Below are 12197 nucleotides of genomic sequence, written 5' to 3' on the forward strand. Positions count from 1 at the left end.
ATACTGCGTGGCTCAACATTCTGATGGTGATCCCGAATGTCACGTTTTCTTTTTTAATTCACAAACCATCTCGCCGAGCCTTCTAACTGAACTTCGTTTGCGAAATGCTTTTGACATAAGTTCTCTCTGCTAAGGCAGAGTCAATCTTATAATTCGGCACCAGAAAGAAAACAATTATGTTCTGCACTCATGCAAATAATTCGGAACGAATTACATTATCAACTCTAATCGGCTGGTTCAGCCTGTGTCTATTAGCAGCAGGATGGGGACCACAGCTAGATTCAACTCTCACACAGCTTTGGACGAACGTCGGTCTGTTCGGCTTAGTTTCGGCAGTCGGGTTGGGAGTTGGGCAGCAGGCGAGAGAGGCAAATCGCCAACGAAAGCAGCGAATAATCACGGCCCGGCATATCGAACGCTACCTGAATAGGTTCGCAGCTGAAAACGGAGCGATTAAGGACCTCATCAATACTGCGTTACGTAGAATAGCCGAAGACGGAGAGGGCCATCACAATAGAGAGAGAAAAGGAGTCGAACAACGCGACGAAACGCGACTGCCGTTTTATCACCCGGTCCAAGTGCAACCTCTAGATGACAGTGAGAGTCTATCAACCGAACACGGACAAACTACGTTCACTGCCTACATACGGGACATCTCCTCAGGCGGCGTAGGGTTGATCCACGACCAACCGATCCCGCCGGGGCTTGTGATGTTAACGTTCAATCTGCGGAATGCTAAAACAGTTTCGATATTCGCCAAATTATTATGGCAGCACCATCAGCCAGATGGAAAGTTTTCGAGTGGAGGTAAATTGATTAAAGTGAGAACTCCCGTCAATCTCCGAGAATCGGTGTCAGAGGGAGTCGGATGTCAAAATTCCATTTTGCATGAGGAGACGCACCATGACGACAACTTAGCCTGCGAATAATCAATCCCTAGCGTGCCTCAGGCTGATACCGGTGGCGAGAATTTAGCAGCATTTTCATCAGTCACTGGAATAAACGCTGCTATCCCCAGACAACACAATTGGGATCTATCTTAAATCTACACTTGTCACATACTGGATTATTCATTGATATTATTCCGTCTTTGCAGTGGGGACACACATCTGAATCAAGAAGAATCTTACATTCCTCTCCTAATTTAATCCCACATTCCGGGCAGGTCCGTTTTTTCCATTTGAAACCCCAGTCACTCCAACAGTTTGGACAGTAGTCTTGTGGAACGACATGGATATCACCGTTAACCACATACTTCTGCGGTAATGCGTCATTCCAGGTGCGAAATACATCTCCACTTTCTTCAGTCGATATTCCAGTATTTAAAAGCGGTAAAATTCGTTCCTTTTCCCAGTCTATCACATCTATAACACAGTTAATGGTAACTCCGTATCGTTTATCCAGACTTTGAATAAGACTCATCAACTGAGACTGAATAACTCCAAATTCAGATGATTCCATTAAAACGGTAATGTTATCGGAAATCAGGTTTATAAATTCTTTAGATTTCTGCCACGATTTTGGGTTCATAAGTATTTCCTGGTAGAATTAGTAATTCTCGAGAAATAAAAAAAATGAATACATCACGAAATAATAGACTTTTTATAAATTACCATTGTCTTATTTAGGTATTATTACCTATATAGTACCAATATATTGCTGATTGTTAAGGATAATTTGATCTAAAAATAGTCTTTGAAAATCAACATGGACAAGTGGCCTGAAATCATAATTAGATGGAGCCATCTGTTTCGTGTATTCTATTGTTCTAGTGTAAGTATGGGTCATCCAGGACCTTTCGAATCAATCCTGAAATACAAACCAGCAGTTTGACGCGACACAATATGAAAACGCGGAATCAAAACAAGTCTGGAAGATTACTCTACTGCTTTACGATGAGTGGAGATATGTCAATCGTTGTGTGTGTCAGAGTGTATCGTGAACTGTGAAAAGGGACTCGTAGACTCAAACTCGCTCAAAGAATTCAGTTCTAGAACTGGAAATGAAAGTTGATCAGTTTAAAGGTCTAATCCAGACTTCTGTTATTTTTTTTATCATCGAGAATTCGATATAGTGTTTTACGTTGTAGTCTGAGCAATCTTGCAGCAGCAGCCTTATTTCCTCCGCAGCGTTTGATGACTTCTTTAATTATATGTTGTTCAATCGATTTCAAGTCGCCATTCATGGGGACTGAGATTGTATCGTTGTTCTGGGTAGACTTAGGTTCTTGAAGCTGCTGTAGTTCGCGTGTGATAACACCGCTCTCATCCAGAAATACAATTCGCGATAGCATCGTAGCCAGTTCCTGAACATTTCCAGGCCATTCATATTTAATTAGTAATTCCCAGACATTATTGTCAACTCGATGTCGGTACGTTTCCAGATTCCAATTCCAAGCATAACTAAGCTGTTCTAAAAGATGAATTCCTAATGCTTTGATTCCATCACGTCTTTCTCTAAGAGGAGGAACTCTGATGGGCATAAAACTCAAACGATCATAAAGACTTCTGTGAAAGTTTCCTTTTGAAACTTCTTCCTTAATGTCAATAGTAGTTGATGCAATCAATCTAAATGAATCATTGTTTGAGTGAACCGACCAGGGGGTCCTTATATAACCATCATCGATCATTCCTACCAATAGTTTTTGTTCTATAATTGGCAATTGCTCAATGTCTTCTAGATAGATCGTTCCGTTCCGAATCTTTTCTGGTGAATTATTTTGTAAAAGCGTTTTCAAAACGATATTATCAGATTCTTGAAACGGCTCGCTGTTGACTACTGTTGGACAATTGATGTGTATAAAAGTCTCATTAACATTTTGACTCTTTTGATGAATGAGTCTTGCTAATGTTTTTTTGCCGACTCCAATTTCTCCCTCCAGCATAATTGGAACTTCAAAGAGAGAGATTTTCTTTATTTGCGAAAGAACTTTCTGCATGGAAGCACTAACAGCAACGAAATTTTCATGTGGAAACTCGCTTGCTATCTCATCATGCGCGTTTTTTTGTTCCAATATTTTGTTGGCTAGGTTGATATTAATCGCTCGTTGCAGGGACTTGATAATTTGTTGTTTTCTGAACGGCTTTGTGATGTAATCACAGGCCCCTAAACGCATCGCTTCGATAGCAGATTCGAGTGTACCAAATCCTGTCATTATTACTGACGCGATATTTGGGTGAAGCTGAATTGCTTTACGGAGTAAACTGATACCGTCTTCATCGGGAAGTTGTAAATCAATGAATAAAACATCAATCAAATCAGTTTTTAAATATTCCAAACCTTCACCAGAACTGGACGCTAGCAGGATCCTCTTTCCTTCATTCAGGATAAAATCCCGAACAAGATTTCTAATATTTAAGTCATCATCAATAATCAGGACGGTTTCCAGATTCGACATCAGCTCCTCCTGCAGGTAGAAGAGAACCACTGGAAAATTAATCGAAAAAATGAACGAGTATTTGGGTGTGCCTGCAAAAAGTAAATAAGAAACAAAAAATCCAGATCTCATGCATAACACTTAGGTGTTATCACCCATCTAGCTGGTGTTCTCGTTTACATCTCACGCTAATAATAATATCTGGAAGTCCAATTTGTATCTAGTATTTATCATTTAAGATAGGGGTTTTTAAGGAAATTATTTACTTTGACAGCCCAGTAATTACAGCATGATTGAGGACGAATTAAGGCTGAGCCAATGATATGACCGTTTTTTGTTGTTTGGGATGAAAAAGCTCAAAAGTGATTGGATAAAATATCAATCGGTTCAAAATTTTAAGAACAGGGTATGCAAACACACTTTGGTGGGTAATCTCTGCTAATGATGTGTTAACTCGACTACCTGAGTAACAACCTGGTTTCTTCCACCGTACTTTGCTTTGTATAATGCGGCATCTGCTTCCGAAATTAGCTGGAGGGGATCATGATCATTTTGTGGCTTCATCGTCGCCACTCCAGCACTGATTGTTACGACGTCCGCATCCAATGATTCACGATGTTCTATGCTTAGATCTTGGATTCCATTTCGTATTCGCTCAGCAATTTCTTGAGCTGCGTTTATTCCTGTTTCTGGTAACAGTACAGCAAATTCCTCTCCGCCGTAGCGAGCGATCAGATCGCCAGGTCGTTTTATAATACTTGCAATCGTTTCAGCTATTTTTTTCAAGCAAATGTCACCAGCAACATGCCCGTATGAGTCGTTGTAATTTTTAAAATAGTCCACGTCGATCATGATCAACGAAATCGCTGTCTCATGACGGATAGCACGAAACCATTCTTTATATAACATTTCATTAAATATTCTCCGATTACATACACCAGTGAGGTCATCGTATGTAGCCAGATTTTCCAGGCGAGCATTTGCTCGTTGTAATTTTATATTCAATTGATATAGCTCTTCATAAACTTTGCCTTTTTCGATGATTGACGCAAGTTGATTTGATATTTGCTTGAATATACTGATGTGTGACTCTTTGTAGGCGTTTGTCAAAAAACTGGAAAAGAAGATAAATCCGATCGGTTGATCCTGAACGATTAAAGGGCAAGTTAAACTGGAACGTATTCCCTCCTTAACGATCAATTTTGTCGATGTCGACCCTGGATGTTCAAGGAGATATTTTTTGAGATTGTTTATAATTCGAGGGTTTCCCGATTCGAGTATTTTTTGAAGGCTGCTTCCCGCCATTTGAGCCTTGAATCCTACTCTGAGACAGACCTGTTTAGCTTCGGACCGTTCCCATCGAGCTCGTAGTGTACTCCCACCTTTTTCCAACATCGCCAGACCAATTCTCTCATATGGGATGATATTGCGAAATGAATCATACAATTGGTCTAGTATTTCATCTAAGAAATATCCTGCATTAATGTGAGTAGTAACTTCACTCAGCTTTTGCATCTCATCAAATTTATTTTCAAGGTTTCTTGAAAGTTCTAACAGCGCGGTGCCCAATCGTCCTATGTCATCAACATCCATTTCACTTGAAAATTTTCGTGGAAAGTAACCTTCAGTCATTTTCTGAATGACCGTTTGATATTCTTGAATTCGAGAATCACTCATAGTAAGTATCCTATCTGAATAATGTTCGTAACCAGTTCATAATCTGACTATCTCAATCGTGAATATAGCCCATAACTATCTGCTTACTGGGAACGGATTCAGATTCACTAAAAGTGTGGCCAATGGTCTCAACTATGTAGTCCAAATGTCTCAGAATTGATTTTTCCTTTACTGATTTTAGAGAATTTTCGAGTACTATACTCAGCGTGTTTTATACTCAATTTATGCAGAGTTACTGCAGGGACAGATGATCGCTCATTTTCTGGAATGAATTGATTTAGTGTATGGAACTTATAGTCAAAACATCTGTCTCAATAGAACGTGAATTACTATGGTGAATCGATAAATATAAGATTCATGAAACTAACTCCTGACGAAGAAAAGTGAGATAATTCACTACGCAATGCCAAGTTTACGAAAGGGAAATAAATGTTTTTCAATCTTTTGTTTGAACCCGGTAGAAACTCGCTGACAAACCTGATTGGCTGGCTCAGTTTGTGTCTCGTGGCAGCAGGATGGGGGGCGGAATTGGATACCACAATCCGGCATCTGTGGGCAAATATCGGGTTGTTCGGATTAGCTTCAATGATTGCATTGAAAGTTGTACAATGGTCAAGATTGAAGAATCAGCAGAAGGTCACCGAGTCACGTGTTACACATGACTTGAGAAGAATCTCAAATGGAAAAGAAACGACGGCTTTGCTCAATGCGGAGTTAGACCGTCTTGCTTTTGAGGAACATTGCCCCGAGAAGACAGAAATGGAAACATATTCGTCCGATGATGAACTTATTTCATTGATAAGCTGCTGGGTTCAAATCAAACCTCAATTAGAGCCTGAAAGAAGTTGATAGATAATAATTGAGTTGAAGCAGATCCCAAAATAATAGTGGGATCTATTCGCGTCACAATTCTTTATTATGTGCTGGCAGCTTGAACCCTTTTCAAGTTCTATTTTTCATTATCTAAAATGCGATAGAGAGTTTTACGATGCATTTCGAGTTTTCTGGCAGCTGCAGCCTTATTCCCACCAAAGCGTTTGACAACTTCATTAATCATGTGGCGTTCCATCGATTTCAAATCACCAATGAAGGGTACACAGATTGCTTCCTTATTCTGGGCAAGATTTTGTGTTGATTTGAATTGTTTTGTGAGGATCATGTCGTCCTCAAGTAATACCAGCCTGGAGAGCACACTAGCAAGCTCCTGAACATTGCCCGGCCATTTATAATTAAGTAGTTGTTTCCACACATCTTTTCCGATCCTTTGCCTGCATTCCTCATAATTTAAATTCCAGGAATGACTGAGCTCTTCCAGAATATAGGATGCCAGGGGAATAATATCTTCTTGTCGATCACAAAGTGGAGGAATATTAATCGGCAATACATTCAAATTATCGTATAAATTTCTATGGAACTGATTCGTAGCGATTTCTAATTCAAGATTAGCACTCGTTGATGCAATGAGACGCGTTGAACTTGTTCTGGAAGATGCATTCCAGGGAGTCCGAATACGGCCTTCTTTCAGCAGTTTCAAAAGTTGTTTTTGTTGACACTTTGGAAGTTGCTCAATATCTTCCAAAAATAATGTTCTCACTTGTGATTTATTTGGCAATTCTTTCGATTGGAGACTGTCAAACAGATTACTTTTTTGTTGGTCATGTCCATGATTGTTTTCTATGATTGCTGCGCAATTGATATGAAAAAACGGACCTTCTGCAAATGGGCTAAGATTATGAATGAATTTCGCCAGAGTTCTTTTTCCAACACCAATTTCACCCTGAATTAAAACAGGTACGTCCAAATGTGAGTGTTTTTTTACCTTTGAAATAACTTCAGTCATAGTTTTACTGACAAAGACAAATTTTTCTTGTGATAATTTCCCTTTTAGAGTGAGTAAGGATCTTTGCCGCATTGGAGATATATTGATTTGATTCAGGGCACGATTGAGGGAATTGATGATTTGCTGTTGGTTGAATGGTTTAGTGATGTAATCGCAGGCTCCTAAACGCATCGCTTCGATGGCAGATTTGAGAGAGCCAAATCCTGTTACAACCACCGAAGCGATGTTCGGGTGGATCTGAAGTGCTTTTTGAATTACATTAAGCCCGCCTTCGTCTGGGAGATGGAGATCGATAAATAAGACATCAACTTGATTGTATTCGAGGTGCTCTAAGCCTTGTTTTGCATTCGAAGCGAATAACACTCGCTTTCCATCTTTAAAGATGAAATCTCGAATGAATCTCCCTATGCTTAAATCATCATCAATAACCAGGACCGTTTTATTGCTTCTCATTAGCCTGTCTCCCTACAGATGCTAAATCACGAAGAATCTCCAATCAAAAAGTGCTTACGTTGAACCCAATACGATCGGAATGTCGGACTACCCAATAATATTCATTAACTTCGGTATTTCACTATCCGGAATAGATCCGAGACTGATCCACGGACTTATTGAACCTAGTTCTTAAGAGTTTTAGGAACTCACTCTCTGGTATGATTTGCGTGTTCTTGATGTTATCCGGAGTTACTGTTTTAGATTGATTACTTTTTGAAAGTTGCATCAAAATGTCGATTCCAGTCAAGTGGTCAGACGATTTGGGTGGTATCCCGAAAGGCAATCTTCCAAATAAGTTTTCGTGGCCGATTCCTGTTCTCATGACCTTTTCCTTTACCACATTGACCTATGTCTTGAAATAACCTCTATGCTTATTCGGATCAGAGGCTATTCGGTTAATGCAACTATCGTCGCGCTATATCACTTAAATGACTGAATATATATAGAACGAAAAACTTGTAACCACTTGACACAGAGTCGCGCATATGGTGTGTCATCTTGACACAGTTCTTCCAATTCAATGGATCGGGAATGGATGGATAAGGATTTGCCAACGATTCTGCCGTCCTGTTTCACCAAGTCTCCCCAAAGTGAAATTCAAGTTAAAAGTGAAGTTCCCCAGAAATGGTGGGCACGCTTGTGGTACAACATGCTCGTCTTTCCGACTGTTATTTACAGCTAGTTCTGTTTCTTCTAACTTTTGGAGATGATTCCATGTTAATCAAGTTAGCGATAGCTTCTGCTCAAATGAAGCAAGAAAAAACACGTCCGGCAGTGACGAAGTATTTGATACGTGGGATGATGCAACCAAACTGTGCTGGCTTGGGCAAATTGCTCATTGGTGATAGTCCAACCGACGAAAAGGCATGGGACACAACTGCTTGTCAGGTTTCGTATTTAAACGAGATGAGTGTCCTCATGATGCCTGATGGTCGTTGCCCAGACGGGACATGAGCTAGTGCATCAAAGGTACTGCGCGATGAGAGCTCTGCTGTTCTTGCAGCATGCGAGAAACAAGATCTGAAATTAGCAAATGCCGCCTTCAAGAAAATAACTCAATCTTGTGCCGTTTGTCAAAAAGCCCATAAAGGGAAATAGTTTAGAATCTCAATCTCACAGATTGTGAGTTAATTGGGATTGAGCAGGGTTATTCCTGCAATGATCGCAAGGGGTACCTTTACTTGCTGAGGCTACGTTTGCTTCGACAAAATAGAGCGTAAGCTAGTTAGCCTGACTCATCGTGGCAAAGATACAAAGATTATGATTTTCTTTGATTGCCACGAGACTAAGGAATCGATCAGTCACCGTAAGCTCAAAATGGTTAAACTGTTGCTTGCAATAACATTGCAAGGTCATCCCCAACTGACAGATTTATGATCGAGTTTCTGATTCAGAGGAATTGCGGAGATAGCTCCGTGGAAAATATAGATCTGAACTGCGCTATGAATGAATTCAGATCAATTAATCTTTAGATGTTTCTTTAGGTTGTCGATTTCTTCCTGCAAAATTTTGAGGAACTCAGCTCCCGCCTCTTTGTTTCCTGCTGTGACAATTTCCTTAACTGACATTCTGAGTTTTTGAACCAAAGAGTATAGGTCAAGAGCCGGTTCACTTGTGGATGACTGAATGACATTTAAAGCCAGATCATTCAGTTCCTGTTTCAGTTCTTTATAATCCACTGGCTTCAACATGATTTTGGAAAATCCCAATTTTCTGGCAAGTTTTATTCTTTGCTGATTTCGATCCTGTGAATCTTCTTCAAGTCTGAGGTCAGTCATTAGAATAAAGTGAGGAGATGGTAAGATCCCCTGATCTGAGTAACGTTCGACGAGTTGTGCCTGTTGGAATAAGTCCACTCCATCCATGCCACTCATCATAAGATCTGTGAGCACAACATGAATGTCTTTTTCCGTCTTCAACACCTCTAGAGCTTCAAAACCGGACGATGCTCTCATTGGAGTGAACCCAATTTTTTCCACGAGACGTGCATAATAGTGGCAGGAATATCCAATATCATCGACTACAAGAACTTTCATAATTCTGTCTGACGATTTAAAAAAATACCTCGCCAACCAACAGAGATCAGGTGACGAGTTTTTTTCAAATAATCCCTAAAGAATAGAATTCAATAATAATTTATCTGTGAGTCCAGATAAGTTATCGGCGTGAGGAGGTATTTACCTCAATATGAAAATGGTAAAATATCAAAGCAGGGACATATCAAGGATTATTGGGCTTAAAAAGTTTGAATTTAACCTCAGAATCTGCAAAACAGAGTGCATAGAAAACCTTCAACACATGCCCCGATGAATACAAACGCTAATGTCTATGTTTCGAGTGACAATGCACTAATAATCAAATCGATTCTCACATTAAATTAGTGCACACTACATTCTAATAATGACGACTCATGGTATCGACGGTCCGGGCCAAGAACACTGGCATCAGGTCGACTCCCCTCAGGGGCTTCGGATTATCCGCTGGAGAAATACTTGTGAAATGCGAAAGCCTCCGGCACTATGCGATCCATGAGTAAGGCTGACATAGAACTGGCCAGAAAAGCGGACATACAGGCGATTCTCTCGAAGTAAGATGGTATGGCAACAAAGGATGAGCTTTCTGAGATCAATCGTCGCTTGGATCGTCTCAATGAATCAGTGCTCATTATTATCATCAATTTAGTAAACAACGTGAATAGATTAGATGTGAATATCAGAGATCACGAAAAACTCCTGCAAAAACCAGGTGCGTGATGATCAATTCTTCTATGAAACACAAATTCCTTATATTCCATCAGCGTTTTAGGAATGATGCACTGACTATGTGCCCTCACTGAGGCTTCCTGGTGAGGACACTGAGAACTTCTGACTGCAGGCAGTGAAACAGATCAGCAAGTCGTGTTATCGTTCTCGGAAACACATCATTCATTATCTCGATGCAATTCACATTTGGCAGCCAAAACCCCCTCATATGTTTTGCCTTTTTCGATAAGTGATGCAAGCTGATTGCCAATTTGCTCCAATAGGTTGATATGAGTGTCTCGATAAGCATAGGCTACGAAACTGGAAAAGAAGATAAATCCGATCGGTTGACTCTGAACGACGATTGGACAAGTTAGACTCGATCGAATTCCTTGCTGATAGATCAGCCGAGTTGACTTTGAATTTGGATGTTCTTGCAGATATTTTTTGAGACAGTTGATGATGCGAGGGGTTTCAGATTCAAGTATCTGTTGAAGGCTGCTCCCTGCCATTGGAGCCTTAAATCCTGCTGTGAGGTAAACATGATTTGCTTCAGACCGTTCCCAATAAGCTCGCAATATACGTCCATCCTCTTCTAGAACCGCAAAACTGACTCTGTCGTATGGGATACTGTTACGAAATGAATCGTATAACCGGTTTAGCGTTTCGTCTAAAAAATACCCTGAATTGAGGTGGATTGCATCATCATTGAGTTTTTGCATCTGAACAAATTTGTGATCAAGGTTTTGAGAAAGTTCTGATAGAGCCAAGCTTAGTCGGCTTCTATGATCACTACTTTTTTCTCCTGGTATTCCTGATAACTGACTGTGAAGGTAGGCATGAATCATTTTCTCAACAAGGTTTTGAGATCCTTCAGTATGTGAATCATTCATTATTCAATTCCAGCGTGTAAATATGACACCCTTACCTGCAATTGTAGACTACTGTTTTCGAGATGTATGAACAGTTCCATTTTTTTCTTAGATATGTGTCCTGTAGCCTCAATCTTAATGATGGTTTAACCGGTTCCCCTCCAGATCGATAATGATGAGGGGTGATTGCCTTGATGCTCCTGTTACTCTTGATAAAAAACACAAAATGTCCGTTTTACAAACATAAGAATCTTGATACCATTATCCAAAAGTGTACTTTAATATATTGATTCTAAGTTGAGTTCCAGAAAATCTTCGCAGTCCAGTGGCAGTCGGGCCTCCTTATAGCAGGCACTAAGGCAGGCATGAGATCCCCTTCCTTTCATGTTTGAGAGGGAGGGGGTATTCATTCTTCATCAGTTCAGTCTAGCTGGATCTGGTCTTCTGATTGATCCGTTCTGTGCTTTTTTAGTTCCATAAATAATCTTAAGGCGTACTTTGCCAAAGCTCTCTTTTCACTCACGGTAGTTTTTTCGTGGAGTGACGTCATACATCTTTTCAGTTTATAGAAGTCAATCTTCTTACAATCGTCCATATTGTATAAACCCATATTCCAGTTAGGAAAGAACCGCTTTTTGATCGTATCGGAAATGATTCGGTTGATTTGATAATGTCGGTTGTCCTTTTGAATCTTGGAGAACACAGACTCTACGTCATCGCGTTCCCCCTCCAGTACTTGGAAAAAATGACCACGATCATAGACCAATACTCCGGTAATTTCCTGGGTTGCATTATTGCGACAGGCAACGCCCAAGATTTCATTTAGTCCCTCTTTTGACATCGGAACGACACTCTTACTGACATAGATAAGTTGATAGAGTTTCATTGCAGATCAGCCAGGAGATCTAAATTTAAAATTCTCAAATACCTGATTTGGCTTATCGGTTTCAAATGGAGGTAAAAGCCTCAAAATTCGATGACATTAAATACAATCAGATAAAATTATCGAATAATTGTCGGACCAGATTAACAAAATAGCATGACTCTATTTCAATTTAGGTTATTGTTAATGCACTATATGTGATCTCATGGCCATTATTCGTTGCAAGGTTACTCCATCCACTCATTGAGTTCCGCCCAAGCGTTTCCAGATCACAATCCTGAATATGCCTCTGGAAAAAGACAGCTGGTTCTAC

General features: G+C 40.1%; 10 protein-coding genes. 3 read left to right on the forward strand and 7 right to left on the reverse strand.

Translation table 11 applies throughout. From position 1 onward, the window contains the following. Positions 1-176: 176 nt before the first annotated feature. A complete protein-coding gene (locus Pan241w_RS25245; protein WP_145221304.1) occupies positions 177-929 on the forward strand; it encodes a PilZ domain-containing protein in 753 nt (250 codons plus the stop codon). 79 nt (positions 930-1008) lie between these two features. On the opposite strand, the gene Pan241w_RS25250 is transcribed toward Pan241w_RS25245, so the two are convergent. From Pan241w_RS25250 to Pan241w_RS25260, 3 genes are all read right to left on the reverse strand, one after another. Next, positions 1009-1530 (reverse strand): hypothetical protein, encoded by a 522-nt coding sequence (locus tag Pan241w_RS25250; RefSeq protein ID WP_145221307.1) that lies wholly within the window; start codon positions 1528-1530, stop codon positions 1009-1011. Between the two features lie 496 nt (positions 1531-2026). Beyond that, a complete protein-coding gene (locus Pan241w_RS25255) occupies positions 2027-3397 on the reverse strand; it encodes a sigma-54-dependent transcriptional regulator (RefSeq protein ID WP_198000145.1) in 1371 nt (456 codons plus the stop codon). A gap of 417 nt (positions 3398-3814) precedes the next feature. Continuing rightward, positions 3815-5053 (reverse strand): sensor domain-containing diguanylate cyclase, encoded by a 1239-nt coding sequence (locus Pan241w_RS25260; protein WP_145221313.1) that lies wholly within the window; start codon positions 5051-5053, stop codon positions 3815-3817. Positions 5054-5482: 429 nt separating this feature from the next. On the opposite strand from Pan241w_RS25260, the gene Pan241w_RS25265 reads away from it, so the two are divergent. Beyond that, a complete protein-coding gene (locus Pan241w_RS25265) occupies positions 5483-5902 on the forward strand; it encodes a hypothetical protein (RefSeq protein ID WP_145221316.1) in 420 nt (139 codons plus the stop codon). 100 nt (positions 5903-6002) lie between these two features. Here Pan241w_RS25265 and Pan241w_RS25270 read toward each other — a convergent pair whose 3' ends face one another. Continuing rightward, complete coding sequence (locus tag Pan241w_RS25270) at positions 6003-7346, reverse strand: sigma-54-dependent transcriptional regulator (RefSeq protein WP_145221319.1); 1344 nt, start codon at positions 7344-7346, stop codon at positions 6003-6005. 756 nt (positions 7347-8102) lie between these two features. Between Pan241w_RS25270 and Pan241w_RS25275 the strand changes: the two genes are divergently transcribed. Next, positions 8103-8342, forward strand: a complete 240-nt coding sequence (locus Pan241w_RS25275; protein ID WP_145221321.1) for a hypothetical protein — start codon at positions 8103-8105, stop codon at positions 8340-8342. Between the two features lie 503 nt (positions 8343-8845). Here Pan241w_RS25275 and Pan241w_RS25280 read toward each other — a convergent pair. From Pan241w_RS25280 to Pan241w_RS25290, 3 genes are all read right to left on the reverse strand, one after another. Next, entirely contained in the window at positions 8846-9424 is a 579-nt protein-coding gene (locus Pan241w_RS25280; RefSeq protein WP_145221324.1) for a response regulator, read from the reverse strand. A gap of 884 nt (positions 9425-10308) precedes the next feature. Then, positions 10309-11022, reverse strand: coding sequence for a GAF domain-containing protein (locus Pan241w_RS25285; protein ID WP_145221327.1), 714 nt, complete (start codon positions 11020-11022; stop codon positions 10309-10311). Positions 11023-11422: 400 nt separating this feature from the next. Then, positions 11423-11887, reverse strand: coding sequence for a BLUF domain-containing protein (locus tag Pan241w_RS25290; protein ID WP_145221330.1), 465 nt, complete (start codon positions 11885-11887; stop codon positions 11423-11425). Between the last annotated feature and the right edge of the window lie 310 nt (positions 11888-12197).

The organism is Gimesia alba (genome assembly GCF_007744675.1).
Classification (GTDB): Bacteria; Planctomycetota; Planctomycetia; order Planctomycetales; family Planctomycetaceae; genus Gimesia; species Gimesia alba.

What these genes read in the sequence shown, in the direction of transcription:
- Pan241w_RS25275 (WP_145221321.1), top strand. Translation starts at nt 8,103, where the DNA reads ATGTTAATCAAGTTAGCGATAGCTTCTGCTCAAATGAAGCAAGAAAAA.
- Pan241w_RS25285 (WP_145221327.1), bottom strand. Translation starts at nt 11,022, where the DNA reads ATGAATGATTCACATACTGAAGGATCTCAAAACCTTGTTGAGAAAATG.
- Pan241w_RS25265 (WP_145221316.1), top strand. Translation starts at nt 5,483, where the DNA reads ATGTTTTTCAATCTTTTGTTTGAACCCGGTAGAAACTCGCTGACAAAC.
- Pan241w_RS25290 (WP_145221330.1), bottom strand. Translation starts at nt 11,887, where the DNA reads ATGAAACTCTATCAACTTATCTATGTCAGTAAGAGTGTCGTTCCGATG.
- Pan241w_RS25260 (WP_145221313.1), bottom strand. Translation starts at nt 5,053, where the DNA reads ATGAGTGATTCTCGAATTCAAGAATATCAAACGGTCATTCAGAAAATG.
- Pan241w_RS25270 (WP_145221319.1), bottom strand. Translation starts at nt 7,346, where the DNA reads ATGAGAAGCAATAAAACGGTCCTGGTTATTGATGATGATTTAAGCATA.
- Pan241w_RS25280 (WP_145221324.1), bottom strand. Translation starts at nt 9,424, where the DNA reads ATGAAAGTTCTTGTAGTCGATGATATTGGATATTCCTGCCACTATTAT.
- Pan241w_RS25255 (WP_198000145.1), bottom strand. Translation starts at nt 3,397, where the DNA reads ATGTCGAATCTGGAAACCGTCCTGATTATTGATGATGACTTAAATATT.
- Pan241w_RS25245 (WP_145221304.1), top strand. Translation starts at nt 177, where the DNA reads ATGTTCTGCACTCATGCAAATAATTCGGAACGAATTACATTATCAACT.
- Pan241w_RS25250 (WP_145221307.1), bottom strand. Translation starts at nt 1,530, where the DNA reads ATGAACCCAAAATCGTGGCAGAAATCTAAAGAATTTATAAACCTGATT.